The 26076-nt window shown below is 60.1% G+C and carries 18 protein-coding genes; 10 read left to right on the top strand and 8 right to left on the bottom strand.

All coding sequences use genetic code 11. The annotated features are described in order from the left end of the window. Positions 1-154: 154 nt before the first annotated feature. Together smc and AC1RKH_RS09190 are read right to left on the bottom strand one after the other, a co-directional pair. Positions 155-3643 carry a chromosome segregation protein SMC gene (gene smc / locus AC1RKH_RS09195; protein ID WP_493061502.1) on the bottom strand — a complete coding sequence of 1163 codons (3489 nt, stop codon included), beginning with the start codon at positions 3641-3643 and terminating at the stop codon, positions 155-157. A 2-nt stretch (positions 3644-3645) separates the two neighbouring features. Beyond that, positions 3646-4305, bottom strand: a complete 660-nt coding sequence (locus AC1RKH_RS09190) for a GntR family transcriptional regulator (protein WP_123425648.1) — start codon at positions 4303-4305, stop codon at positions 3646-3648. Positions 4306-4572: 267 nt separating this feature from the next. On the opposite strand from AC1RKH_RS09190, the gene xdhA reads away from it, so the two are divergent. From xdhA to guaD, 4 genes are all read left to right on the top strand, one after another. Further along, positions 4573-6027, top strand: a complete 1455-nt coding sequence (gene xdhA, locus AC1RKH_RS09185) for a xanthine dehydrogenase small subunit (RefSeq protein WP_493061501.1) — start codon at positions 4573-4575, stop codon at positions 6025-6027. After that, complete coding sequence (gene xdhB / locus AC1RKH_RS09180; protein WP_493061500.1) at positions 6020-8419, top strand: xanthine dehydrogenase molybdopterin binding subunit; 2400 nt, start codon at positions 6020-6022, stop codon at positions 8417-8419. The genes xdhA and xdhB overlap by 8 nt, the downstream gene beginning before the upstream one ends. Before the next feature lie 129 nt (positions 8420-8548). Then, entirely contained in the window at positions 8549-9391 is an 843-nt protein-coding gene (xdhC, locus tag AC1RKH_RS09175) for a xanthine dehydrogenase accessory protein XdhC (protein WP_493061499.1), read from the top strand. A gap of 9 nt (positions 9392-9400) precedes the next feature. Then, positions 9401-10705 carry a guanine deaminase gene (guaD, locus tag AC1RKH_RS09170; RefSeq protein WP_493061498.1) on the top strand — a complete coding sequence of 435 codons (1305 nt, stop codon included), beginning with the start codon at positions 9401-9403 and terminating at the stop codon, positions 10703-10705. A gap of 190 nt (positions 10706-10895) precedes the next feature. Here the strand turns inward: guaD and AC1RKH_RS09165 are convergent, their stop codons facing one another. Beyond that, positions 10896-11660: a GntR family transcriptional regulator gene (locus AC1RKH_RS09165; RefSeq protein ID WP_123425643.1), complete on the bottom strand. Its 765-nt coding sequence runs from the start codon at positions 11658-11660 to the stop codon at positions 10896-10898. Between the two features lie 347 nt (positions 11661-12007). On the opposite strand from AC1RKH_RS09165, the gene AC1RKH_RS09160 reads away from it, so the two are divergent. Beyond that, positions 12008-13198: a benzoate/H(+) symporter BenE family transporter gene (locus tag AC1RKH_RS09160; protein ID WP_493061497.1), complete on the top strand. Its 1191-nt coding sequence runs from the start codon at positions 12008-12010 to the stop codon at positions 13196-13198. A gap of 130 nt (positions 13199-13328) precedes the next feature. Here AC1RKH_RS09160 and AC1RKH_RS09155 read toward each other — a convergent pair whose 3' ends face one another. Beyond that, positions 13329-13673 carry a YggL family protein gene (locus AC1RKH_RS09155; protein WP_427547014.1) on the bottom strand — a complete coding sequence of 115 codons (345 nt, stop codon included), beginning with the start codon at positions 13671-13673 and terminating at the stop codon, positions 13329-13331. A gap of 235 nt (positions 13674-13908) precedes the next feature. On the opposite strand from AC1RKH_RS09155, the gene dacB reads away from it, so the two are divergent. Next, positions 13909-15369 carry a D-alanyl-D-alanine carboxypeptidase/D-alanyl-D-alanine endopeptidase gene (gene dacB, locus AC1RKH_RS09150; RefSeq protein WP_493061496.1) on the top strand — a complete coding sequence of 487 codons (1461 nt, stop codon included), beginning with the start codon at positions 13909-13911 and terminating at the stop codon, positions 15367-15369. 136 nt (positions 15370-15505) lie between these two features. Here the strand turns inward: dacB and AC1RKH_RS09145 are convergent, their stop codons facing one another. Together AC1RKH_RS09145 and rlmKL are read right to left on the bottom strand one after the other, a co-directional pair. Next, positions 15506-17905 carry a sensor domain-containing diguanylate cyclase gene (locus tag AC1RKH_RS09145; RefSeq protein ID WP_493061495.1) on the bottom strand — a complete coding sequence of 800 codons (2400 nt, stop codon included), beginning with the start codon at positions 17903-17905 and terminating at the stop codon, positions 15506-15508. 138 nt (positions 17906-18043) lie between these two features. Beyond that, the gene (gene rlmKL / locus AC1RKH_RS09140; protein ID WP_123425639.1) at positions 18044-20314 is read right to left on the bottom strand and encodes a bifunctional 23S rRNA (guanine(2069)-N(7))-methyltransferase RlmK/23S rRNA (guanine(2445)-N(2))-methyltransferase RlmL; all 2271 of its coding nucleotides are present in this window, start codon (positions 20312-20314) and stop codon (positions 18044-18046) included. 545 nt (positions 20315-20859) lie between these two features. Here rlmKL and rmf point away from each other — a divergent pair. Continuing rightward, positions 20860-21075, top strand: a complete 216-nt coding sequence (gene rmf / locus AC1RKH_RS09135) for a ribosome modulation factor (protein ID WP_003223300.1) — start codon at positions 20860-20862, stop codon at positions 21073-21075. A gap of 237 nt (positions 21076-21312) precedes the next feature. Here rmf and AC1RKH_RS09130 read toward each other — a convergent pair whose 3' ends face one another. Beyond that, the gene (locus AC1RKH_RS09130) at positions 21313-22332 is read right to left on the bottom strand and encodes a quinone-dependent dihydroorotate dehydrogenase (RefSeq protein WP_123425638.1); all 1020 of its coding nucleotides are present in this window, start codon (positions 22330-22332) and stop codon (positions 21313-21315) included. A gap of 224 nt (positions 22333-22556) precedes the next feature. Beyond that, complete coding sequence (locus tag AC1RKH_RS09125) at positions 22557-22706, bottom strand: hypothetical protein (protein ID WP_493061494.1); 150 nt, start codon at positions 22704-22706, stop codon at positions 22557-22559. A 16-nt stretch (positions 22707-22722) separates the two neighbouring features. Between AC1RKH_RS09125 and AC1RKH_RS09120 the strand changes: the two genes are divergently transcribed. The 3 genes from AC1RKH_RS09120 to AC1RKH_RS09110 all read left to right on the top strand — a co-directional run bounded on the left by AC1RKH_RS09120 (position 22723) and on the right by AC1RKH_RS09110 (position 26076). After that, positions 22723-23934 (top strand): CmpA/NrtA family ABC transporter substrate-binding protein, encoded by a 1212-nt coding sequence (locus tag AC1RKH_RS09120; protein WP_493061493.1) that lies wholly within the window; start codon positions 22723-22725, stop codon positions 23932-23934. A gap of 15 nt (positions 23935-23949) precedes the next feature. Then, entirely contained in the window at positions 23950-24525 is a 576-nt protein-coding gene (locus AC1RKH_RS09115; RefSeq protein ID WP_123425637.1) for an ANTAR domain-containing response regulator, read from the top strand. 339 nt (positions 24526-24864) lie between these two features. Beyond that, positions 24865-26076, top strand: a complete 1212-nt coding sequence (locus AC1RKH_RS09110; protein WP_493061492.1) for a nitrate/nitrite transporter — start codon at positions 24865-24867, stop codon at positions 26074-26076.

Genomic DNA, 26076 nt, shown 5'->3' with positions numbered 1-26076 from the left:
CCCACGCATACGAAAAATTGACATTAAACTAGCACGACCAAAGATAACTTTACACCGTCAGTCACGATGGCTTCAGCCATTATGTCGATTGGCCAGCAATCTGCGCGGGTAAAAATCCCTGATTCCCGCAAACATATGGCCTACGCGCCATGACTCAGGCGTCCACCATTGCCATCGCCTCCTCGACATCCACGGCTACCAGACGTGAACAACCGGGCTCGTGCATCGTAACCCCCATCAATTGCTCGGCCATTTCCATGGCGATCTTGTTGTGGGTGATATAGATGAACTGCACCGTTTGTGACATCTCTTTCACCAATCGGGCGTAGCGTCCAACGTTAGCGTCATCCAGCGGCGCGTCAACTTCGTCGAGCATGCAAAACGGTGCCGGGTTCAGCTTGAAGATCGCAAAAACCAGCGCCAGTGCCGTCAGGGCTTTTTCACCGCCTGACAGCAAATGGATGGTGCTGTTCTTCTTCCCGGGCGGACGCGCCATGATCGTTACCCCTGTATCGAGTAGATCTTCGCCCGTCAGTTCCAAATAAGCGCTGCCGCCACCGAAAACTTTTGGGAAAAGCGCCTGTAATCCACCGTTAATCTGATCAAAGGTATCTTTGAAGCGATTGCGGGTTTCCTTGTCGATCTTGCGAATGACGTTTTCCAGGGTATCGAGCGCTTCCACCAGGTCAGCGTCCTGAGCATCCAGATAACGCTTGCGCTCGGACTGCTGCTGATACTCGTCGATGGCCGCGAGGTTGATCGCACCCAGTCGCTGAATTCGTGCGGCAATGCGTTCGAGTTCTTCTTCGGCTTCCTTTTCGTTCGCTTCAGCCACCAGCGTGGCGAGCACCCCGTGCAAGTCATAGCCGTCTTCGAGCAATTGATCCTGCAAGGTTTTGCGGCGCACGGTCAGCGCCTGCCATTCCATGCGCTGTTGTTCCAGTTGGCCACGGATCAACTGCGATTGCTGCTCGGCCTGACTGCGGCGCTTCTCGGCGTCACGCAATTCGCGGTCGGCATCTTCCAGAGCAATCTGCGCAGTTCTCAGCTCTTCGTCGACACTCATGCGCTTGTCGAGCAATTCTTCAAGCTTGAGCCGCAACTCTTCCAGCGGCGCTTCGCCCTCCTCCAGATTGAGGCTGAGCTGTTCGCGCTTTTCAGTCAGACGCTCGGACTGCAACTCCAGCCGTTCCAGCGCCTGACGGGTTGAATCGTGTTGCGCCTTGAGCGAGCCCAGACGCACCGCCAATTGGTGCGCGTGGTCTTTATGCTGACGGGCTTCCTGCCGCACTCGATCAAGGCGCTCGCGCAAGCTGTCGCGCTGAGCCAGCAGTAACTCGCGCTGCTCGGTGTCGATCGCCATGCTGTCGAGAGCTTCCTGCAATTGCAGGCGCGACTCGCCAACCTGTTCGTGTTCCAGCGCGCGCTGCTCACTCAACTCGCCAAGTTCTTCATCGAGACGCGTACGACGCAACATCAGTTGCTCGGCCTTGGCAAGGCCTGCGGACAGCTGAGCTTTCAATTCGCCTTGCTGGCGCGCCTCGTCTTGCAGCAAACGGCGCAGGTGTTCGCGGCCATTCTCTTGCTGACGCTGTTGGGCGCGCAGGTTTTGCAAGGTGGTTTCCAACGTCTCTACGGTCGCTTCACGCTCTTCACGCTCAAGCCCCAGACGCTGGATTTCCTGGCCACGCGCCAACATGCCGCTCTCGGCTTCACTGGCGCGGCGCACCCGCAAAAAGTGCCGCCCGACCCAGTAGCCGTCACGACTGATCAGGCTTTCGCCGACCGACAATTGGCCACGCAGCGCTAACGCCTGTTCGAGACTTTCCACCGGTTTGACCTGCCCCAGCCACGGCGACAGATCGATCTGCGCCTCGACCTTGTCGAGCAGACTGCCGGGGATCCGCACACCGTCGCTGGCCGGGCTGAGCAAGCGCAGATCGCCCTGGGCAAACCCGGACAGGTCGAAGCCCGCGAAGTCATCGACCAGCACCGCTTGCAGGTCGGCGCCGAGCACAGTTTCCACCGCCAGCTCCCAACCCGCTTCAACCTTCAAACCTTCGGCCAGGCGCGGACGCTCGGCCAGATGCTGCTCACGCAACCACTCGGCGGCGCCGGTGCCCGGATCGAGCGCCGCTTGCTGCAACGCCTCCAGCGAGGCCAAGCGTCCGTTGAGTCGTTGCAAGTCGCCCTGCGCCTGCTGCTGGTTTTGCAGGGCCAGTTGCAGCTCTTGACGCAACTGCTCAAGACGCTCGACCTGCGCTTCTTCGCTGGCCTGCAAATCTTCGAGGGTCGCTTCGCTGGCGGCGAGTTGTTCGTTGAGGTCGAGGATCGCTGCGTCTTCCGGGTCCGCCGAGAGCAGGTCGCGCTCTTCGGCCAAGCGACGTTGACGCTCGGCCAGGCGTTCCATGCTGGTTTCCAGCTGCTGGATACGCGACTGCTGAACTTCGGCCTGACGCCGTGGCTCGGCTGAGCGCAGGTTGAAACTGTCCCACTGCTCCTGCCAGCCGTGCATGGTGGTTTCGGATTCTTCCAGCGCGGCGGCGGCTTCTTCAGCGGCGGCGCTGGTGACTTCCTGCTCGGGGGTGAGCATGTCCAGCTCTTCGCCGAGGGTCGCCAACAAGGTGCGGTCGTGGCCCAGGTGCGACTCGGTTTCCAGACGCGAACGCTCGGCTTCCTTGAGGTCGTCCTGCAACTGACGCAAACGCTGCTGGCCGTGCTGGATGCTCTGCTCGACCCGGGCGATGTCGCCGCCGACCGAATAGAAGCGTCCCTGCACCAAATTAAAGCGCTCAGACAGGTCGTGATGACCGTCGCGCAGCCGTTCGATGCTCGCATCGGCATTGCGCTGCTCTGCGACCAGGGCTTCGAAACTGATTTCCTGGTTGCCGATGATCGCCTCGCGCTGGCCGACCTGTTCGTTCAATGCCTGCCAGCGCAACGCCGACAGTTGAGCCTTGCGCTGACGCTCTTCGGCTTTGTATTCCTGATACTTCTCGGCCGCCTGGGCCTGACGGTGCAAGCGTTCGAGCTGACGCTCCAGCTCATCGCGCAGGTCAGTCAGGCGCGCCAGGTTTTCGTGAGTGCGACGAATGCGGTTTTCGGTCTCGCGCCGGCGCTCCTTGTACTTGGAGATCCCCGCCGCTTCTTCGATGAAGTTGCGCAGGTCTTCGGGCTTGGACTCGATCAGCTTGGAGATCATCCCCTGTTCGATGATCGAGTAGCTGCGCGGGCCCAGGCCGGTACCGAGAAAAATGTCGGTGATATCGCGGCGACGGCATTTGGTGCCGTTGAGGTAATAAGTGGTCTGGCTGTCGCGGGTGACTTTGCGGCGAATGGAGATTTCCGCGTAGGCCGCGTACTCACCAATCAGCGTGCCATCGGAGTTGTCGAACACCAGCTCGATGCTCGCCTGGCTCACCGGCTTGCGGCTGGTGGAACCGTTGAAGATGACGTCGGTCATCGACTCGCCGCGCAAGTTCTTTGCCGAGCTCTCGCCCATCACCCAACGTACGGCGTCGATGATATTCGACTTGCCGCAACCATTGGGCCCGACCACCGCCGCCATGTTACTGGGGAAGTTCACCGTGGTCGGGTCGACGAAGGATTTGAACCCCGCCAGTTTGATGCACTTGAGCCGCACGCTCAGGCCGCCGGCAAGGCAGACAGCACCAGATCGCAACTGCGCCGGGCATAGGCCGAGAGCACGATACGAATCTCTGGCAGATCACGGGCCAGCACGGCCGCGAGCAAGCGCTCGAACAGTTCGAGGAACTCGCTCATTTCGGCCTTGCGCTGTTCCAGAGCAAGAAAATACGCGCGGCTCATGGCTGGCTGCAGGTTCTCGACGGTTTCCTGCAAGTACGGGTTATTGGCGAATGGATACGCGGCCCGCATCACGTTGAAGCTGTCCTCGACAAAGGCGCGGATGTCCTGACGCTCGTAACTGGCGCTCAAGCGCTGCTGGATTTGCAGGAACGGCGCCATGTCGGCCTGAACCGACCAGCCATTGGCCACCGAATTGCCGAGCAGAATGTACAGCTCGCTCATCAGCGTACACAGGCTCTGCACCTTGTGCGCGGTGAGTTCGGTCACGTGGGCGCCACGACGCGGCAGGATGGCGATCAGGTGCCGGCGTTCAAGGATCAGCAAGGCTTCGCGAACCGAGCCGCGGCTGACATTGAGGGCCAGCGTGACCTTCTGTTCCTGAATGCGCTCTCCCGGCTTGAGGTCGCCGCGAATGATGCGTTCGGCGAGGTGGTGAGCGATTTGCTCGGCGAGGCTATCCGGCGCCTTGAACGTCATGGTTTTCCTTCAAAATCTTCGATCTGCACAAGCGGCGCAGTGTAGCGCACTTGATGGGTGATGGCGCAGGGCCCAGCCAGCGGAATTTGGCACGATTCAAGCAAAAAGCGAGGTATCCCGAGAGGGTCAATAATGAAAGAAGCTACTGTTGATCGGCAAAAGCGATTTTCCTGACCTTTAAGTCAGAAAATCATTGACCGAAAAGTCAGACCTGATAAATTCAGGTTCAAGTCGGTTAACAACAATAATGAGTCTGCGAGGCCTTCCGTGATCCAGTTTTTACTTAACCAGGAACTCCGTAGCGAGCACGCCCTGGACCCGAATCTGACCGTGCTGAACTATCTGCGCGAGCATTTGGGCAAACCCGGTACCAAAGAAGGTTGCGCCAGCGGTGACTGTGGCGCGTGCACGGTGGTGGTCGGCGAATTGCAGACCGACGACACCGGACGCGAACACATTCGCTATCGCAGCCTCAACTCGTGCCTGACGTTTGTTTCGTCGCTGCACGGCAAACAGCTGATCAGCGTCGAAGACCTCAAACACCAGGGCGAGCTGCACAGCGTGCAAAAAGCCATGGTCGAGTGCCACGGCTCGCAGTGCGGCTTCTGCACTCCGGGCTTCGTCATGTCGCTGTTCGCCTTGCAGAAAAACAGCGATCACCCAGACTCCCATAAAGCCCACGAAGCCCTCGCCGGCAACCTCTGCCGCTGCACCGGCTACCGGCCGATCCTCGCCGCCGCCGAACAAGTGTGCTGCGGCAAACAGACCGACCAGTTCGATTCTCGCGAAGCCGAAACCATCGCTCGCCTGAAGGCCATCGCGCCGACCGACACCGGTGAGCTGAACAGCGGCGACAAACGCTGCCTGGTGCCACTGACCGTCGCCGATCTCGCCGATCTCTATGACGCCTATCCGCAAGCCAGGCTGTTGGCCGGCGGCACCGACCTGGCGCTGGAAGTGACCCAGTTCCACCGCACGTTGCCGGTGATGATCTACGTTGGCAACGTTGCAGAAATGAAGCGCATCGAGCGCTTTGACGACCGCCTGGAAATCGGCGCCGCCACCGCCCTCTCCGACTGCTATGACGCTCTTGAGGCCGAGTACCCGGACTTCGGCGAATTGCTGCAACGTTTCGCCTCCTTGCAAATCCGCAATCAGGGCACCCTTGGCGGCAACATTGGCAACGCCTCGCCGATTGGTGACTCGCCACCGCTGCTGATCGCTCTCGGCGCGCAGATCGTTTTGTGTAAAGGCGAAACCCGTCGCACCCTGGCACTGGAAGACTATTTCATCGATTACCGGGTCACTGCGCGCCAGGAAAGCGAGTTCATCGAAAAGATCATCGTGCCGCGCGCCAGCGCTGAACAGCTGTTCCGCGCCTACAAGGTCTCCAAGCGTCTGGACGATGACATTTCCGCGGTCTGCGCGGCGTTCAATCTGCGCATCGAAAACGGCGTGGTTGCCGACGCCCGCGTCGCGTTCGGTGGCATGGCGGCGACGCCAAAACGCGCCAAAAGCTGCGAAGCCGCGCTGCTCGGTGCGCAGTGGAGCAACGCCACAGTGGAACGTGCCTGCGCAGCCCTGGCAGAAGATTTCACGCCACTCTCGGACTTCCGCGCAAGCAAGGAATACCGCCTGCTCAGCGCGCAGAACCTGCTGCGTAAATACTTCATCGAACTGCAAACACCGCACATCGAGACTCGGGTGACCGCTTATGTCTAACCATCACAAAGTCGAAAAGACCCAAGCCGAACTGGCCGAGTTGTTTGCCAAAGACCTGACCACCGGTGTCGGTCGCAGCGTCAAGCACGACAGCGCCGACAAGCATGTGTCTGGTGAAGCCCAGTACATCGACGACCGACTGGAATTCCCGAATCAGCTGCACGTTTACGCGCGGCTTTCGGATCGCGCCCACGCGAAAATCATCAGCATCGACACCCAGCCCTGCTACGCCTTCGAAGGCGTGCGCATCGCTATTACCCACGAAGATGTGCCGGGCCTCAAAGACATCGGTCCGTTGTTGCCGGGCGATCCGTTGCTGGCCATCGATGATGTGCAATTCGTCGGTCAGCCGGTGCTCGCAGTAGCCGCGAAAGACCTGGAAACCGCACGCAAAGCTGCAATGGCGGCGATCATCGAATATGAAGATCTGGAGCCGGTGCTCGACGTGGTCGAAGCCCTGCGCAAACGCCACTTCGTGCTGGATAGCCACACCCACAAACGCGGCGATTCGGCCACTGCGCTGGCGACCGCAGAGCACCGGATTCAAGGCACGCTGCACATCGGCGGCCAGGAACACTTTTATCTCGAAACCCAGATCTCTTCGGTGATGCCGACTGAAGACGGCGGCATGATCGTCTACTGCTCGACCCAGAACCCCACCGAAGTGCAGAAACTGGTGGCGGAAGTGCTCGACGTGTCGATGAACAAAATCGTCGTCGACATGCGTCGCATGGGCGGTGGTTTCGGCGGCAAGGAAACCCAGGCCGCCAGCCCCGCCTGCCTCTGTGCAGTGATCGCGCACCTGACCGGGCAGCCGACCAAAATGCGTCTGCCACGGGTCGAAGACATGCTGATGACCGGCAAACGTCACCCGTTCTACATTGAATACGATGTGGGCTTCGACGACACCGGGCGCCTGCACGGCATCCAGCTGGAACTGGCTGGCAACTGCGGTTGCTCACCCGACCTGTCGGCGTCGATCGTCGACCGGGCGATGTTCCACTCGGACAACTCGTACTACCTGGGCGACGCGACCATCAACGGTCACCGCTGCAAGACCAACACCGCGTCGAACACCGCCTATCGTGGCTTTGGCGGCCCACAAGGAATGGTCGCCATCGAAGAAGTGATGGACGCCATCGCCCGTCATCTGGCCCTTGATCCACTGGCCGTGCGCAAGGCCAACTACTACGGCAAGACCGAGCGCAACGTCACCCATTACTACCAGACCGTCGAGCACAACATGCTCGAGGAAATAACTGCTGAGCTGGAAGAAAGCAGCCAGTACGCCGAACGCCGCGAAGCGATCCGGCGCTACAACGCCAACAGCCCGATCCTGAAAAAAGGCCTGGCGCTGACCCCGGTGAAATTCGGTATTTCCTTCACCGCCAGCTTCCTCAACCAGGCCGGTGCGCTGATTCACGTCTACACCGACGGCAGTATCCACCTGAACCACGGCGGCACCGAAATGGGCCAGGGTTTGAACGTCAAAGTTGCACAAGTCGTGGCCGAAGTGTTCCAGGTTGAAATCGACCGTGTGCAGATCACCGCGACCAACACCGACAAGGTCCCGAACACCTCGCCGACCGCCGCGTCCAGTGGCGCCGACCTGAACGGCAAGGCTGCGCAAAACGCCGCTGAAATCATCAAGCAACGCCTGGTGGAATTTGCCGCGCGCAAGTTTGCGGTCAGCGAAGAAGACGTGGAATTTCACAACGGCCACGTGCGGGTTCGCGATCAGATCCTGACCTTCGAAGAGCTGATCCAACAGGCGTACTTCGCTCAGGTGTCGCTGTCCAGCACCGGCTTCTACAAGACCCCGAAAATCTACTACGACCGCAGCCAGGCACGCGGTCGGCCGTTCTACTACTTCGCTTTTGGCGCAGCCTGCGCCGAGGTGATTGTCGACACCCTGACCGGCGAATACAAAATGCTCCGTACCGACATCCTGCATGACGTCGGCGCCTCGCTGAACCCGGCCATCGACATGGGTCAGGTCGAGGGTGGCTTCATCCAGGGCATGGGCTGGCTGACCATGGAAGAGCTGGTGTGGAACGCCAAGGGCAAACTGATGACCAACGGCCCGGCCAGCTACAAGATCCCGGCAGTCGCCGACATGCCGCTGGATTTGCGCGTGAAGCTGGTGGAAAACCGCAAGAACCCGGAAGACACGGTGTTCCATTCCAAGGCCGTGGGCGAACCGCCGTTCATGCTCGGCATCGCCGCCTGGTGTGCGATCAAGGATGCGGTGGCCAGCCTGGGCGATTACAAACATCAACCAAAAATCGACGCACCCGCCACACCGGAGCGGGTGTTGTGGGGCTGTGAACAGATGCGCCAGTTGAAGGCTTCGAAAGCCGTAGCAGCCGAGGCTGAGCTCGCTTCGCTGTAACGACCGCGTCGCGGCCATCGCGAGCAAGCTCGCTCCCACAGGAGATCTATGCACGACGCAGATCTAATGTGGGAGCGAGCTTGCTCGCGATGAGGCCCGAACAGACAACAATGTTGTAGGGGTGAAAACATGTACAACTGGATCGACGCCCTCGCCGACCTGCAAACCCAGGGTGAACCCTGCGTGTTGGTGACCATCATCGAAGAGCTCGGCTCAACGCCGCGCAATGCCGGTTCGAAGATGGTCGTCAGCGCCACGCAGACGTTCGACACCATCGGTGGTGGGCATCTGGAATACAAGGCGATGCAGGTCGCGCGGGAGATGCTTGCCAGCGGCAAACAGGACACCCATCTGGAACGTTTCACCCTCGGCGCCAGCCTGGGTCAATGCTGCGGCGGCGTCACCGTGTTGCTGTTCGAACCCATGGGCCAGGTGCAAGCACAGATCGCTGTGTTCGGCGCCGGCCACGTCGGTCGGGCGCTGGTGCCGTTGCTGGCCAGCCTGCCCTGCCGCGTGCGCTGGATCGACTCGCGGGAAGCGGAGTTCCCCGAACAGATCCCCCATGGCGTGCGTAAAATCGTCGCCGAAGAACCGGTGGACGAAATCGACGACCTGCCCGCTGGCAGTTACTGCATCGTCATGACCCACAATCACCAGCTCGACCTGGAACTCACCGCGGCGATCCTCAAGCGCAACGACTTTGCCTACTTCGGCCTGATCGGCTCGAAGACCAAACGGGTGAAGTTCGAACACCGCCTGCGCGAGCGCGGTTTCGACAACGCCGTGCTGCAACGCATGCGCTGCCCGATGGGTCTGGGCGAGGTCAAAGGCAAATTGCCGGTGGAAATCGCCATCTCCATCGCCGGTGAAATCATCGCCACCTATAACGCGAATTTCGGCCAGCACACCGCAAAAGCCGAACCTATCGCCAAACTGCTGCCCGCCTCGCGCCGCAGTCAAGCCACAAACTGAGAACACCTCATGCCTTTGATTCGCAAAGCCTACCGCGCCGCCATCCTGCACAGCATCGCCGACCCAGCCGTGGTTGGCATCGAAGCCTCTTACGAGTATTTCGAAGATGGCCTGCTGGTGACTGAAAACGGCCAAATCAGCGCCATCGGCCACGCCAGCGAACTGCTTGCCAGTCTGCCCGCCGACATTCAAATCACCCATTATCAGGACGCTCTGATCACTCCTGGCTTCATCGACACGCACATTCACCTGCCGCAAACCGGCATGGTCGGCGCGTACGGCGAACAACTGCTGGACTGGCTCAATACCTACACGTTCCCGTGCGAAAGCCAGTTCGCCGATAAGGCCCACGCCGAAGAAGTCGCCGGCATTTTCATCAAGGAATTGCTGCGCAACGGCACCACCACCGCACTGGTGTTTGGCAGCGTGCACCCGCAATCGGTGGACTCGTTCTTCGAAGCCGCACGGACGCTTGATCTGCGGATGATCGCCGGCAAGGTGATGATGGATCGCAACGCGCCGGACTACCTGACTGACACCGCTGAATCCAGCTACGTCGAAAGCAAGGCACTGATCGAACGCTGGCACGGCAAGGGTCGCCTGCACTATGCGGTGACGCCGCGCTTCGCACCGACCAGCACCCCGGAACAGTTGACCCTCGCCGGCCAGTTGCTCAGCGAATACCCCGACCTGTACATGCAGACTCACATCAGTGAAAACCTGCAGGAAGTCGAATGGGTCAAGGAGCTGTTCCCGGAGCGCAAGGGTTACCTGGACGTCTACGACCACTACAAATTGCTCGGCGAGCGCTCGGTATTCGCGCACGGCGTGCACCTGTGCGACGACGAGTGCGCACGTCTGGCTGAAACCGGCTCGGCCATCGCTTTCTGCCCGACCTCGAACTTCTTCCTCGGCAGCGGTCTGTTCAACCTGCCGATGGCCGAGAAGCACAACCTGAACGTGGGCCTGGGCACTGACGTCGGCGGCGGCACCAGCTTCTCGCTGCTGCAAACCCTGAACGAAGCCTACAAAGTCATGCAGTTGCAAGGCGCACGCCTGAGCCCGTTCAAGTCGCTGTACCTGGCGACCCTCGGCGGCGCCCGCGCACTGCGCCTGGAAGACAAGATCGGCACCCTGCAACCGGGCACCGACGCCGACTTCCTGGTACTGGACTACAACGCCACGCCGCTGCTCAGCTATCGCCTGAAACAGGCCAACACCATCGCCGAGACGTTGTTTGTGCTGATGACATTGGGTGATGACCGGACGGTGTTGCAGACTTATGCGGCGGGCAACCTCGTTCACCAGCGCTAAGCCCTTCTGAAACGAAAAATCCCCCGCAATCGTTGGTTGCGGGGGATTTTTTATCGCCTGTCAGACCGCTATCGCGAGCAAGCTCGCTCCCACAGTTGATCTTCAGTGGTTACAGAATTTGCATTCAGCACAAAACCCTGTGGGAGCGAGCTTGCTCGCGATAGGCGCGACTCGGTGGCGTTGATTCAACTCAAAGCTTGGCGGTCGACCGCCCTGGCTTCTTGGTCTGCAACAGGTGCGAGAACACCGCGTGCAAATCGTCCGAGGCGCTTTCTTCGTCGAGGTTGAGCTTGCTGTCGATGTGATCCATGTGATGCATCATCAGGTTCACCGCCAGTTCGGCGTCGCGGGCCTCGATGGCATCGATCAGCTGCGTGTGTTCATCGTAGGAACAGTGCGAACGGTTACCGCTTTCATACTGGGCGATGATCAAGGAAGTCTGCGACACCAGGCTGCGCTGGAAGCTGATCAGCGGGGCGTTCTTCGCCGCTTCGGCCAGTTTCAGGTGGAATTCGCCAGACAGACGGATACCGGCACCGCGGTCGCCACGGGAGAAGCTGTCGCGCTCGTCGTTGACCATCTGCCGCAGCTCGGCAATTTGTTCGGCGGTCGCGTGTACGACTGCCAGTTCGGTGATCGCCTTCTCAACCAGACGCCGTGCCATGAATACCTGACGGGCCTCTTCAACACTCGGACTGGCAACCACGGCGCCACGGTTGGGACGCAACAGCACCACACCTTCGTGGGCCAGACGTGACAGCGCACGGCGAATGATGGTGCGGCTGACCCCGAAAATCTCTCCCAGCGCCTCTTCGCTCAATTTTGTACCGGGCGCCAGGCGCTGTTCGAGGATGGCCTCGAAGATATGCGCATAGACGATATCGTCCTGGGTTCCGCTGCGGCCGGCTTTACCTGCTCGCGGTTGTTTCTTGAGGGGCTGCAACTGTTCGTTCATGGGCACTCGAGTCGGGAGAACTGCGGCGAATTAACTGTGACTGTAATACGGCACAGTGGGTCGCTGGCAAGTATTGCGTAAAAAACACAGCACATTGTACACAACCGGTGGTGGCAACACGACTGTACGGCCATATACGCCCCCGGCTGTATTGCAACACCCAGTCACGTTTGAGTTTAGGCTTGAACACAACCCCCGTGGCCTATGCACGCCCCCTGCGTAGGAGCTGCCGAAGGCTGCGATCTTTTTCTCGGCAACACCGCAAAAGCCAGAATCAAAAGATCGCAGCCTTCGGCAGCTCCTACGCAGGTAGCGAGATTTTCAACAGAACAAGGAAACACCGCGCCATGACCGACGCCACTCACGCGCAACTTCGCCCACTGGCCGACACTTCACCTTCGGCCATCGTCGCCGGGTTCATCGCCATGATGACCGGCTACACCAGCTCGCTGGTGCTGATGTTCCAGGCCGGCCAGGCGGCGGGCCTGACCAGCGGGCAGATTTCATCGTGGATCTGGGCGATTTCGATTGGCATGGCGGTGTGCTCGATCGGTTTGTCCTTGCGCTATCGCACACCGATCACCATCGCCTGGTCGACGCCCGGTGCGGCGTTGCTGATCACCAGCCTGTCGGGCGTGACCTACGGCGAGGCGATTGGCGCCTACATCACCTGCGCCGTGCTCGTCACCCTTTGCGGTATGACTGGCAGCTTCGAACGTCTGATCAAACGCATTCCGGCATCCCTGGCGGCCGCGTTACTGGCGGGGATCCTGTTCAAAATCGGCAGTGAAATCTTCGTCGCCGCCCAGCATCGCACCGGCCTGGTGCTGGGGATGTTTTTCACCTATCTGGTGGTCAAGCGCCTGTCGCCGCGTTATGCGGTGCTGGCAGCGCTGCTGATCGGCACGGCACTGTCCGGCTTCATGGGCCTGCTAGACTTCAGCGGTTTCCACCTCGAAGTGGCAACCCCGGTCTGGACTACTCCGCACTTTTCCCTCGCGGCGACCATCAGCATCGGCATTCCACTGTTCGTGGTCGCCATGACCTCGCAGAACATGCCCGGCATCGCCGTATTGCGTGCCGACGGCTACAACGTGCCGGCCTCGCCGCTGATCACCACCACCGGCATTGCTTCGCTGCTGTTGGCACCCTTTGGCTCCCACGGGATCAACCTTGCAGCCATCAGCGCCGCGATCTGCACCGGGCCGCATGCCCATGAAGACCGCAACAAGCGTTACACCGCAGCAGTCTGGTGCGGGATTTTCTACGGGATTGCCGGAGTCTTTGGTGCAACCCTGGCCGCATTGTTCGCCGCCCTGCCGAAAGAGCTGGTGCTGTCGATTGCTGCACTGGCGCTGTTTGGTTCGATCATCAATGGTCTGAGCATCGCCATGAGCGAAGTGAAAGAACGTGAAGCAGCGCTGATCACCTTTATGGTCACTGCGTCGGGGTTGACGCTGTTTTCCATCGGTTCGGCATTCTGGGGGATTGTGGCGGGGGTGGTGACGCTGATGATTCTGAATTGGCGACAAGCCTGAAAAGCAAAAGATCGCAGCCTTCGGCAGCTCCTACATGCGTACACCCTGTAGGAGCTGGCGAAGCCTGCGATCTTTTGATCTTTTGATCTTTGCAAAAACGGCGACCCTCAGGTCGCCGTTTTTTTGAACATCAAGCTACCGGATTGATCGGCTTTTCCGGGTACCAAACGTCCAGCAACGGGCTGACTTCTACGCTGGTCAGCTCGGTGCGAGCTTTCAGCCAGGCTTCAACGGCGGCGCGTTGTTCTGCGCTGACCGAGCCACGTTTCTGCAGGCAAACCAGACCAAAGTCGTCGCCGCCAACGTAGCCGAGGCCGTTTGCTTCCATGGCTTCTTTCAGAAACGCGTCGAGGAAAGCGTCAACAGCCTCATCAGCCAGATCTTCTTTGAAATCCAGGTTCAGTTCGAAACCCAGCTCTTGAAATTCATCGACGCAGAGTTTTTTGCGCAGACGCTGGGAACGGTTAGTCGCCATTGGAACAATCCTCAAAAGTAATAACGGGCGGCACTTTAGCAGTTTAAGCCGCTGTTTGCCCGACTCTCTGGGAACTTGTGCCTACCGCCGGTAAAAAAAATAGCGGATTCGGCCCTCTGTGTACGGCACAAGGCGCCATACCTTGGGGCATAATGCCGACACTTTCGTGACCACTGAGGGAATTTATCTTCATGCCCTCATCTTTTTTCCCCTCGGCTGTAGGGTTTTACTTCAGATGATCAAATCTTTGCGTCCATTGCTTCTCGCCAGCCTGCTTGTGCCTCTGGCCTTCCCGGTTTCCGCTGCCCCGACCAACACAGCCCTGTCACCCAATGTTGAAAAGGCTCTCAGAGCCAGCAAGTTGAAGGACAGCGCCCTGTCGCTGGTGATGATTCCACTCAACGGCCCCGGCACAGCGACCGTTTTCAACGCTGACGTTTCGGTCAATCCGGCGTCGACCATGAAGCTTGTGACCACCTACGCCGCGCTGGAAATGCTTGGCCCGAATCACCAGTGGAAAACCGAGTTCTACACCGACGGCACCCTCAGTGGCGGCATCCTGCACGGCAACCTGTACCTCAAGGGCGGCGGCGATCCGAAGCTGAACATGGAAAAACTCTGGTTGCTGATGCGTGACCTGCGGGCCAATGGCGTGCAGCAAGTCACCGGTGACCTGGTGCTGGACCGCAGCTTCTTCGTCCAACCGCAATTGCCTGAATTCAATGACGATGGTAAAGACGAGAACAAGCCGTTCCTGGTCAAGCCCGACGCGCTGATGGTCAACCTCAAGGCCTTGCGCTTCGTGGCTCGTAACGATTCGGGCAAGGTATTGGTATCGGTCGAGCCTCCGATCGCCAGCATTCGCATCGACAACCAGGTCAAAGCGCTCAGCGGCAAACAGTGCTCGGGTGGCGTGCGCTACAACCCGGTGACTCAGGCCGACGGCAGCGTGTCCGTGACGGTTGCGGGCCAGTTGGCCGACGGTTGCAGCTCGCAGACTTACCTTTCGCTGCTCGACCACGCAACCTACACCGCTGGTGCCGTACGCGCGATCTGGCAGGAACTGGGTGGCAGCATTCAGGGCAAGGATCGTCTCGCCGCCGTGCCGAAAGATGCCAAGGTACTGGCCCGGGCGTTCTCGCCTGACCTGGCGGAAATCATCCGCGACATCAACAAATATAGTAACAACACCATGGCTCAGCAGCTGTTCCTCAGCCTGGGCGCGAAATACCGCACCGACGCTGATCCTGACGATGCAAAAGCCGCACAACGTGTAGTCCGGCAGTGGCTGGCGAAGAAAGGCATCACCGCGCCGCACCTGGTGATGGAGAACGGCTCCGGTCTGTCGCGTGCAGAACGGGTCAGCGCTCGTGAGATGGCGAGCATGCTGCAAGCCGCCTGGAGAAGCCCGTACTCGGCCGAGTTCGTCAGTTCGCTGCCGATCAGCGGCATGGACGGCACCATGCGCAAACGCCTCAAGACCACCGCGATGAGGGGTGAAGCACACGTCAAGACCGGCACCCTGAACACCGTGCGCGCTATTGCCGGTTTCAGCCGCGACAGCAACGGCAATACCTGGGCTGTGGTCGCGATCCTCAACGATCCCGCGCCATTTGGCGCGCATACGGTGCTTGATCAGGTGCTGCTGGATCTGTACCGCCAGCCGAAAATGGCGACAGCCGAGTCGGCGCTTTAAGCCGATCCATCAAACGCCACAGATCCAGTGTGGGAGCGAGCTTGCTCGCGATGCGGGCAACGCGGTGTATCAGAATGACCGTGTCATCGTTCATCGCGAGCAGGCTCGCTCCCACAAAAGCTTGTGCGCAACCCGCCTAGGCCAACTCCATCTCAACCCGATCCCGCCCGGCCTGCTTCGCCGCATAAACCCCTGAGTCAGCGCGCAACAGCAAGGCATCGGCACCTTCTCCGGAACGCCAGCTGGCGATACCGAAACTCGCAGTCACCGTCCCCAGCCCGTCGATCGGCGTATTGCGCAAGCTCTGCCATAGCTCGATGGCCAACGTATGGGCGTGCTGCCCGTCGGTGTCGGGACACAACACCATAAACTCCTCGCCCCCCAGGCGACAGAACACATCGGTACGCCGCAAGCGGTGGCGGATGCGCTGACAGATCGCCTGCAACACCCGATCGCCTGCCGCGTGGCCGTACACGTCATTGATGCGTTTGAAGTGATCGATATCGAGCATGATCACCGCCAATTCCCCGGTACCGCGCTCGACCCGAGCCATTTCCGTGGTCAGCCGCTCCTGGAAATAGCGCCGATTGTGAATCCCGGTCAGCGCGTCGGTCACCGACAACGCGCGCAGCTCTTCCTCGACCCGCTTGAGGTCGGAGATATCCGAAATATAGCCATGCCACAGCACTCCACCGCCGGGCAGTTCTTCCGGCGTTGCCTCACCGCGCACCCAACGCAGGCCACGTACGGGTAACTGCACACGGTATTCTTCGCGCCACGGGCTGAGCTTTTGCGAAGAGATCCGGATCGAGGCGCGCACCCGAGCCACATCCTGCGGATAAATTCGCTCGAAAATAGCCTCGGCATTCTGTTGCAGCACGTCTGGATCGATCTCGTAAATATCACGGATGCCGTCACTGGCGTAGATCACACTGAAGCGCCCGTCCGCCGCCATCTTGAACTGATAAATACCGCCCGGCACATGCGCGCTGAGTTTCTTGAGCAACAAATCGCGCGCCGCCAACGCTTCATGCACGCGCTTGCGCTCGGTGATGTCGATGCAGATCGCCAGATGCCCGACCCAAAGCCCTTGTTCATCAAGCACGGCGGTGGCGAGCATGTTCACCGTCAGATGGCTGCCGTCCTGACGCACCAAGGTCCATTCACGCGCTTCGTGCCCACCCGCATCGCCTCCTTCCACCAGCATCGCCTGACAGCTCGGCACCGGCTTGCCGTAACGCTGACTGAGCTCCACCGCTCGCGCCTCCAGCTCAAGGGGCAGGTGCAGGCTTTCCAGAGTCATATGCCCCAGCGCATCGCCGCTGCGATAACCGAGCATGTGCTCGGCACCGGCATTGAAGGTCGTGATCACACCGCGCAGGTTAGTGGCAATCACCGCCACCTGGGTCGCAGCGTCCAGCACTCCGCGTAACTGCCCATGAGCGCTGTTCAACTCCTGCTCACGCAGGCGCAACTCGCGGGTACTCTGCTCAACCAGCGCCAGCGCTCGTTGCCGTTGACTGACCAGAATGTAGAGCAAGGCACTGAGCAGCACGCTCAACAGCGTCCCCATCACGATCAGGCTGGTAACCGCCGAATGATTGGCACGCTCAAACACCGCGCTGGTGCGGATGTCGAGATCGTAGACATGATCGCCCAGGCGCAACATCGAGCTGTAATGCAACGGTTGATTCGCCACTGGGTTAGTGGATTCGTAGAGCGCTTCTGCCTGACCTCCCTGCGCCTGACCGCGAATCTGCACCACAAGGTTGTCCTGAGCTGGCATCGGAAAACCATCGGCCACCAACTGACGCATGCTGATCACTGCCAGCACGTAACCAAGGGGCGCGGCATCATGAGCAGACGCTGTGGCATTGCGCAAAACCGGCTCGACCAGCAGCACGCCACGGGCGTATTCAGGATCGACACCCAGCAGGTGCGTGGGCTCGGACACCGCCATCGCGTTCAGGTTACGGGCCCTTTGCAGGGTTGCGCGACGTAGCGGTTCCGAGAGCAAATCAAAACCCAGCGGCGCGCCTTTTGAGCTTTGCGTCTGGCTGTACAACACCGGAGCGTACTCATCACGTTCGGTGGCAGGTTGCAACTCTGCGGAAGGCGTCAGGTCGCGGATGGAAAACCCTGTTTTACCCTGCTCGCGCACCCGCAGTTCGAACGCGGCACGCTCACTGCGGGCAACCGACGGCGCCCAGGCGTAGGCCTGAGTTCTTTGCAACAGTGCTTTGGTAAAACCGTCGAACTCTTTACGGGAAACCGATTCGGAGTTGACGAAAAATCGCCGCAGGCTATCGAGGCGCTGTTCCTGATCGTCGAAACGCTCGGTAATCCGGCTTTTGCGCTCGTTGACCAGCAATTGAAAGTTCTGCGCCATCTGTTGATGGTGCGCATTGAGGCTGGCCCAGGCGAGCAGCCCCGTCAGCACGCCGCCAGCCAGTAGAACCAGCAGCGCAACTAGCGAGGCCGAAACCTCTTCGCTGATGAAGCCCAGGATCTTGGGTCGTACGGCGTGCAACGGCATAAGCAAAACTCAAAACGCCGGCGTGCTTTGGTGTCACCTTGGCTTTGAGTGAAGTTATAGCTATTAGCCACTAGATTAGCCAGCGCCAAAAGACCACAGAGCCTCGAAAAATCAAGGCTCTATGGATCCAATCAGACCTCAGCGCGCCATGATTTTCCAGGCGCGATGGATCTTGCCGTTACGGGCAAAGTCCGGGTCGATGGTTTGTGCGGTGATCTCCTCGACGGCATAGCGCGCCGTGAGGTTTTCTTCGAGCTGGAACTTGCGGAAGTTGTTGGAGAAATACAACACGCCACCCGGCGCCAGACGGGCCATGGCCAGGTCCAGCAACTGCACGTGGTCGCGCTGGACGTCGAAAATCCCTTCCATGCGCTTGGAGTTGGAGAAGGTCGGTGGATCGATAAAGATCATGTCGAACTCGTCACGATTGGCTTCCAGCCAGGCCATCACATCGCCCTGCTCCAAGCGGTTCTTGTCAGAGAAACCGTTCAGCGACAGGTTGCGGCGTGCCCAATCCAGATAGGTTTTCGACAGGTCGACGCTGGTGGTGCTACGCGCGCCGCCCTTGGCCGCATGGACGCTGGCCGTCGCGGTGTAGCAATACAGATTGAGGAAGCGCTTGCCGGCCGCCTCTTTCTGAATCCGCAGACGCATTGGGCGGTGGTCCAGAAACAGGCCGGTGTCGAGGTAGTCGGTCAGGTTGACCAGCAACTTCACGCCACCTTCGTTCACCTCGGTGAACTTGCCCTGCGCGCTCTGGCGTTCGTACTGCTTGGTGCCGCTCTGACGCTCGCGACGTTTCACGACCACACGGCTCTTGTCGATGTTCAAGGCCTGCGGAATGGCTGCCAGCGCGTCGAACATACGCGCCGAGGCTTTTTCCGGATCGATCGACTTCGGTGCCGCGTATTCCTGAACATGGACCCAGTCGTGATAGAGGTCGATGGCCATGGAGTATTCCGGCATGTCGGCATCGTAGACACGGTAGCAGTCGATACCCTCGCGCTTGATCCACTTGCCCATGGCCTTGAGGTTCTTTTGCAGGCGGTTGGCAAACATCTGCCCGCCTTCGCTCAGGCGTGCCTGTTCAACAACAGGAGCCGGCGCCGGTACAGGTTTGATCGGATTGCCGTTCTTGTTGTACTGACGCTCTTGCGGCTCGACCGGCGACTGATCGTAGGCAGCCTGTTCACGCTCAGCCTGACGCTGTTCCGGGGTACGACGCTCACCGGTGACGAACTGATCCGGCAGCACTTTGATCAACAGCAATTTGCACGGCAAGGCGCCGTTCCAGAACGAATACTGTTTGTGGCTGCGAATCCCCATGCGCTTGCCCAGATCCGGCGCGCCGGTGAACACCGCCGCTTCCCAGTTCAGGCAAGCCTGACGCAGACGCTCGCCGAGGTTCTGGTAGAGATAAAGCAAGCTTGCCTCGTCGCCCAGACGCTCGCCGTACGGAGGGTTGCAGATCACCAGGCCTTTCTGGTTCTGGTCCGGACGCGGCTCGAAGGTTGCGACTTCGCCCTGGTAGATCTTGATCCACTCGCTCAGGCCTGCGCGCTCGACGTTGTTGCGGCCCGGTTGAATCAGCCGTGGGTCGGCTTCGTAACCGCGAATCCACAGCGGCGGCTTGGCCAGACCGGCAGCGGCGCGGGCGGTGGCTTCTTCGTGAAGTTTTTTCCACAACGCCGGCACGTGACCGAGCCAGGCGGTGAAGCCCCACTGCTCACGGCGCAGGTTCGGCGCCATGTCGGCGGCGATCATCGCCGCTTCGACGAGGAACGTACCGACACCGCACATCGGGTCAGCCAGAGCGCCGCCTTCAGCCGCAATCCGTGGCCAGCCGGAACGAATCAGAATCGCCGCCGCGAGGTTTTCCTTCAGCGGCGCCGCACCTTGCTGCAGGCGATAGCCGCGCTGGTGCAGGCTGTGGCCAGACAAGTCGAGGGAGAGGATTGCTTCGCCACGGTCCAGACGCAGGTGAATGCGCAGGTCCGGGTTGAGCTTGTCGATGGACGGACGCTCGCCCGACGGGGTGCGCAGTTTGTCGACGATGGCGTCCTTCACTTTCAGGGCGCCGAAGTGGGTGTTGTCGATGCCCGAGCCGTGACCGCTGAATTCAACGGCCAGGGTGCCGTCATTAAGCATGTGGTCTTGCCACTCGATATCCAGTACGCCGTGGTACAGGTCTTCGGCGTCCTTCATCGGGAAACGCTTGAGCACCAGCAGCACCCGGTTAGCCAGACGTGACCACAGGCACAGGCGATAAGCCGTTTCCATGTCGGCCATGCCGCGCACGGCAGAAGTGTGCTCGCGCGCTTCCTCAAGGCCAAGCCCGACGGCTTCCTCGATAAGCAGACCTTCGAGGCCTTTTGGGCAAGTGAGGAAGAGTTCGTAACGATCCGACATGGGAGTTCCAGGGCCTTTAGCAATAAGTGAACGGGCAACGCATTGACCGCTCGTTTTTCAATCAAGCGCTTTTCTTGAAGAGCGCTCGCGTGGCACGAAAGTGTGCCGTCCCACCCTGGCCGCACAGCCAACCAACCGGTTGAATGAGCTTAGATGCCCAGGCAGATAAGAAATTCTATGCAACAAAATGTCATAACTCGACCCTTCGTCGAATAGTACCCGAGTGCAACGGGTGGACATTCTCACGAAAGGATTAGCCTCATCATCCAGTGAAAGGCTGATCATAGCGAGCTTTGGTCAATGAACACGGGAATTACATCGTGTTACTTATGGCCTTAGCATCATTATCGTTACGTCCTTATGACAAAACGATCATTCCCTCGATGTGACGCATTGGTTAGAACTCAATACAGGTTGACGCCGCAACGACGTCAACACCTTGGCTCGTGACGCCGGCAGCGAGCCACCAACGGCAGAAATTTTTCTGCCTGACCTCGATAGAGGTCGACGCGACAAATACAGTCAACAAGTGAGGGAAACACCCTATGAGAAGACTTAAGCGTGATCCGTTGGAAAGAGCATTTTTGCGCGGATATCAATATGGCGTTGGTGGAAAATCCCGTGAGCTTTGCCCCTTTACTCTACCGTCGGTACGTCAAGCCTGGATCAACGGCTGGCGAGAAGGACGCGGCGACAACTGGGACGGTATGACCGGCACTGCGGGAATCCATAGACTCAACGAACTTCACGCCGTCGGCTAAACAGGGCACACACTCCGACACGACAATCTGATTATGTAACGACTTAACCACGCACGTCCTCTCCGGACGGCGGGCTTCGGCCCAGGGGCTCCTTCGAGGAGCCCTTTTTTATGCCTGCGAGAAACTCAAGTTGTAAACACGACTGTGGGAGCGAGCCTGCTCGCGATAGCGGTTCAACATTCAACAATGATGTTGCCTGTAAACCCGTCATCGCGAGCAGGCTCGCTCCCACAGGGATCAGCGCAAGGCCGCGATCGCGTCTACAGACTCACGAATCAGCGCCGGGCCCTTATAGATGAAGCCCGAATACAGCTGCACCAGACTGGCGCCCGCAGCGATTTTCTCAGCCGCGTGCTTGCCTTCGGTAATGCCGCCGACCGCGATGATCGGCAAACGCCCGGCCAGCTCGGCCGCCAGCACCTTGACTGTGTGAGTGCTCTTGTCGCGCACCGGTGCACCGGACAAACCACCCGCCTCGTCACCGTGCTCCATGCCTTCGACGCCTACGCGGCTCAGGGTGGTGTTGGTCGCGATCACCGCGTCCATGCCGGTTTCGATCAGTGCCTGCGCCACCTGAGCGGTTTCTTCGTCGGTCATGTCCGGAGCGATCTTGATCGCCAGCGGTACACGCTTGCCATGACGTAGCGCCAGTTCTTCCCGGCGCTGAGCCAGGTCCGCGAGCAATTGCTTGAGCGAATCACCAAATTGCAGGCTGCGCAGGCCCGGGGTGTTCGGCGAGCTGACGTTGACCGTCACGTAACTGGCGTGGGCATAGACCTTGTCCAGGCAGATCAGGTAGTCGTCGACCGCACGTTCTACCGGCGTGTCGAAGTTCTTGCCGATGTTGATCCCCAGCACGCCCTTGTATTTGGCAGCCGCCACACGCGCCAGCAAATGATCGACGCCGAGGTTGTTGAACCCCATGCGGTTGATGATCGCTTCGGCCTGCGGCAAGCGGAAAATCCGTGGTTTTGGATTGCCCGGTTGCGGACGCGGGGTAATGGTGCCGATTTCGACGAAGCCGAAACCCAATTGGGCAAACCCGTCGATGGCCGCACCGTTCTTGTCCAGGCCGGCCGCCAGACCCACCGGGTTAGGGAAGTCCAGGCCCATGACATTCACCGGCATCTGCGCTGGCGCCTTGCACAGCAAGCCATTGAGGCCCAAACGCCCACCTGCGCCGATCAGGTCCAGGGACAGATCGTGGGAGGTTTCCGGGGAGAGTTTGAACAGCAGTTGGCGGGCCAGGGTATACATGGGCGGGTTTGACTCGGTTGGCGGCGAAATAAGGCGGCGATTATAGCCGTGCATCGGGGCCGCAAGCGAGGCGCACGATGAAATCAGCTGTCGATGCAGGCCGTGTGAAAACGTAGCGAGCGAAGGCAAGACAAGGCAAAAACAGGCGAGGAAGCGGAGTTTACGGGTTGTAAATGAGCATTCCGAGCCTGTTTTTAACGCAGGATTGTCGAGCGTAGTAGTTTTCACACGGCCTGCATGGCATATGCCTTGCACCAGCTTGGTATGTGCACCCATGCCAATGGCGGGATGAGTGCCGGGTTGCGAATCGAAAGGACAACGGCGTCGTCACCTGGCAAGGTGTGCACATGGGCCTGGGTACGGCGCTTTTTCATGCAAGGTGCTTATGTGATGACAGAACCTGAAGCAGGACCGCTGGCCTGGGTCAACGGCAGCGATGCCCCGGAAAAAACCGCGATCAACCTTGGCTTCATGGCCCTGAGCGACTGCGCGTCAGTGGTGGTTGCAGCGACCCAGGGCTTCGCCCAACCCTACGGGTTGACCCTGAACCTCAAGCGCCAATCGTCCTGGGCCAACCTGCGGGACAAACTCGTCAGCGGCGAACTCGATGCCGCCCACAGCCTGTACGGTTTGATCTATGCGGTGCATCTGGGGATCGGCGGCGTCGCGGCGACGGACATGGCCGTGCTCATGGGGCTGAACCAGAACGGTCAGAGCATCAACCTTTCTCATGGCCTGCAAGGGCTGGGCGTGACCAGTCCTGAAGCGCTGGACCGCCACGTGCACCAAAGTCGCCCAAAACTCACCTTCGCCCAGACCTTCCCCACCGGCACCCACGCCATGTGGTTGTATTACTGGCTGGCGAGCCAGGGCATCCATCCGTTGCTGGATGTCGACAGCGTCGTGGTACCACCGCCACAAATGGTCGCGCACTTGCAGGCCGGACGGATCGACGGTTTCTGCGTCGGCGAACCCTGGAGCGCCAGTGCGGTGAAGCAGAACCTCGGTTTCACAATGGCGACGACCCAAACCATCTGGCCCGACCACCCGGAAAAAGTCCTTGGCTGCACCCGCGCCTTCGTCGAGCAATACCCGAACACCGCTCGGGCGCTGGTCATGGCAATTCTGGAGGCCAGCCGCTTCATCGAACAAAGCGTGGAAAATCGCCGCAGCACTGCGCAGCTGTTGAGCGCTGCCGAATACCTCGACGCGCCGCTGGACTGCATCGAACCGCGCTTACTGGGCGACTATGCCGACGGCCTCGGCAATCGCTGGCAGGACCCTCACGCGCTGCGCTTTCACGCTGGCGGCGACGTCAACTTGCCGTACCTTTCCGACGGCATGTGGTTCATGACCCAATTCCGCCGCTGGGGCTTGCTGCGCGAAGACCCGGACTATCTGCAAGTGGCGCGTCAGGTCCAGCAACTCGACGTCTACCGCGACGCAGCCAGTGCGCTGGGCATCGCGGCCCGGGGTCAGGAAATGCGCAGCAGCCAGTTGATCGACGGTAAAATATGGAATGGTTCGGACCCGGCGGCGTATGCCCGCAGTTTCAGGCTGCACGCCATGGCCGACACCCCCACCCTTTTCGCCCGCCGCTGACAGGAGCCTGCAAACATGCTGCGTATCCTGCTGATCAACGACACGGCGAAAAAGGTTGGGCGTCTAAAAGCGGCACTGACCGAAGCCGGGTTTGAGGTGATCGACGAGTCGGGCTTGACCATCGACCTGCCTGCGCGCGTCGAAACGGTGCGTCCGGACGTGATCCTGATCGATACCGAGTCACCGAGCCGCGATGTGCTGGAGCAAGTCGTGCTGGTCAGCCGCGACCAGCCTCGGCCGATCGTGATGTTCACCGACGAGCACGACCCCGGCGTGATGCGTCAGGCGATCAAGTCCGGCGTCAGCGCCTACATCGTCGAAGGCATTCATGCCGCGCGCCTGCAACCGATCCTTGACGTGGCCATGGCGCGCTTCGAAAGCGATCAGGCCCTGCGCGCCCAACTCCAGGCCCGCGACCAGCAACTGGCCGAGCGCAAGCGGATCGAGCTGGCCAAGGGCTTGCTGATGAAAATGAAGGACTGCAATGAAGAACAGGCCTACACCCTGATGCGCCGCCAGGCCATGAGCCGCCAGCAGAAGCTGATCCAGGTGGCCGAGCAGATCATTGCCATGAGTGAGTTGCTGGGCTGAAGCCCTTGCGGTGCCTGCGAAGACGCCATCGCGAGCAAGCTCGCTCCCACAGGGGAATTGCGTCGTACACAAATCAACTGTGGGAGCGAGCCTGCTCGCGATTGGCCGCGACGCGGTTTCACCTGTTGGCACAGATCTCGCTACTTAAACCACACAGGTAACCAACGGCGGTTGCCCCACCTACGACAAAGACGTCGCACACCCCTTTCGCGCAAGCGCAGCGGGTTGCGGCGTTTTTTCGTTTTGGCCCCACAGCCCGGGGCCGGTGGTGCGGCCGTCGCGGCGCCCCACCGCAAAGCTTATGACTCCCTTCGAGACTCTTCACAGCTGAGGTGCGCGATGAATTCAAGCTTCTGGAAATCCGGCCATACCCCGACACTCTTCTCGGCCTTTCTGTATTTCGACCTGAGCTTCATGGTCTGGTACCTGCTCGGCCCGCTGGCGGTGCAAATCGCCGCTGACCTGCACCTGACGACCCAGCAACGCGGACTCGTGGTGGCCACACCGATTCTGGCCGGGGCCTTCTTGCGCTTCGTGATGGGCTTGCTGGCGGATCGCCTGTCGCCGAAAACTGCAGGGTTGATCGGCCAAGTGATTGTGATCTGCGCGCTGTTCGGCGCCTGGAAACTCGGCATCCACAGCTACGAACAAGCGCTGCTGCTGGGCCTGTTCCTCGGCATGGCTGGTGCTTCGTTCGCCGTAGCCCTGCCCCTGGCTTCGCAGTGGTATCCGCCGCAGCATCAAGGTAAAGCCATGGGCATCGCCGGCGCGGGCAACTCAGGCACGGTGTTCGCTGCGCTGATCGCCCCGATATTGGCTGCCTCATTTGGCTGGAGCAACGTCTTCGGCTTCGCGCTGATCCCGCTGATCCTGACGCTGATCATCTTCGCCTGGCTGGCGAAAAATGCACCGGAACGGCCGAAAGCCAAGTCCATGAGCGACTACTTCAAGGCTCTCGGTGACCGCGACAGTTGGTGGTTCATGTTTTTCTACAGCGTGACCTTCGGTGGTTTCATCGGCCTGGCCAGCGCCCTGCCCGGCTACTTCAACGACCAATACGGCCTGAGCCCGGTCACCGCCGGTTACTACACTGCGGCCTGCGTGTTCGGCGGCAGTTTGATGCGACCTCTCGGTGGCGCACTGGCGGATCGTTTCGGTGGTATTCGCACCTTGCTGATCATGTATACCGTCGCGGCGATCTGCATTTCTGCCGTGGGTTTCAACCTACCGAGTTCCTACGCTGCTCTGGCGCTGTTCGTCTGCACCATGCTCGGCCTTGGCGCGGGTAATGGCGCGGTGTTCCAGTTGGTGCCGCAGCGCTTTCGGCGCGAAATCGGCGTGATGACCGGGCTGATCGGCATGGCAGGCGGCATCGGCGGCTTCGCCCTCGCGGCGGGCATGGGGGCGATCAAACAGAGCACCGGCAGCTATCAGTTGGCCTTGTGGTTGTTCGCCAGCCTCGGTGTTCTGGCCTGGTTCGGCTTGCACGGGGTCAAACGCCGCTGGAGAACCACATGGGGTTCGGCCGCCGTGACCGCCGCGCGAGTATGA

This window comes from Pseudomonas sp. GW822-FHT06B12 (assembly GCF_058799675.1).
The sequence above is the reverse complement of the archived record's forward strand: the minus strand, read 5'-3'. Positions and strand labels throughout refer to the sequence as shown.

Bases quoted from the DNA above. Each gene is read 5' to 3' on its own strand.
- AC1RKH_RS09190 (WP_123425648.1), bottom strand. From the start codon at position 4,305: ATGACGTTCAAGGCGCCGGATAGCCTCGCCGAGCAAATCGCTCACCAC.
- xdhB (WP_493061500.1), top strand. From the start codon at position 6,020: ATGTCTAACCATCACAAAGTCGAAAAGACCCAAGCCGAACTGGCCGAG.
- xdhC (WP_493061499.1), top strand. From the start codon at position 8,549: ATGTACAACTGGATCGACGCCCTCGCCGACCTGCAAACCCAGGGTGAA.
- guaD (WP_493061498.1), top strand. From the start codon at position 9,401: ATGCCTTTGATTCGCAAAGCCTACCGCGCCGCCATCCTGCACAGCATC.
- AC1RKH_RS09165 (WP_123425643.1), bottom strand. From the start codon at position 11,660: ATGAACGAACAGTTGCAGCCCCTCAAGAAACAACCGCGAGCAGGTAAA.
- AC1RKH_RS09160 (WP_493061497.1), top strand. From the start codon at position 12,008: ATGACCGACGCCACTCACGCGCAACTTCGCCCACTGGCCGACACTTCA.
- AC1RKH_RS09155 (WP_427547014.1), bottom strand. From the start codon at position 13,673: ATGGCGACTAACCGTTCCCAGCGTCTGCGCAAAAAACTCTGCGTCGAT.
- dacB (WP_493061496.1), top strand. From the start codon at position 13,909: ATGATCAAATCTTTGCGTCCATTGCTTCTCGCCAGCCTGCTTGTGCCT.
- AC1RKH_RS09145 (WP_493061495.1), bottom strand. From the start codon at position 17,905: ATGCCGTTGCACGCCGTACGACCCAAGATCCTGGGCTTCATCAGCGAA.
- rlmKL (WP_123425639.1), bottom strand. From the start codon at position 20,314: ATGTCGGATCGTTACGAACTCTTCCTCACTTGCCCAAAAGGCCTCGAA.
- rmf (WP_003223300.1), top strand. From the start codon at position 20,860: ATGAGAAGACTTAAGCGTGATCCGTTGGAAAGAGCATTTTTGCGCGGA.
- AC1RKH_RS09130 (WP_123425638.1), bottom strand. From the start codon at position 22,332: ATGTATACCCTGGCCCGCCAACTGCTGTTCAAACTCTCCCCGGAAACC.
- AC1RKH_RS09125 (WP_493061494.1), bottom strand. From the start codon at position 22,706: ATGAAAAAGCGCCGTACCCAGGCCCATGTGCACACCTTGCCAGGTGAC.
- AC1RKH_RS09120 (WP_493061493.1), top strand. From the start codon at position 22,723: ATGACAGAACCTGAAGCAGGACCGCTGGCCTGGGTCAACGGCAGCGAT.
- AC1RKH_RS09115 (WP_123425637.1), top strand. From the start codon at position 23,950: ATGCTGCGTATCCTGCTGATCAACGACACGGCGAAAAAGGTTGGGCGT.
- AC1RKH_RS09110 (WP_493061492.1), top strand. From the start codon at position 24,865: ATGAATTCAAGCTTCTGGAAATCCGGCCATACCCCGACACTCTTCTCG.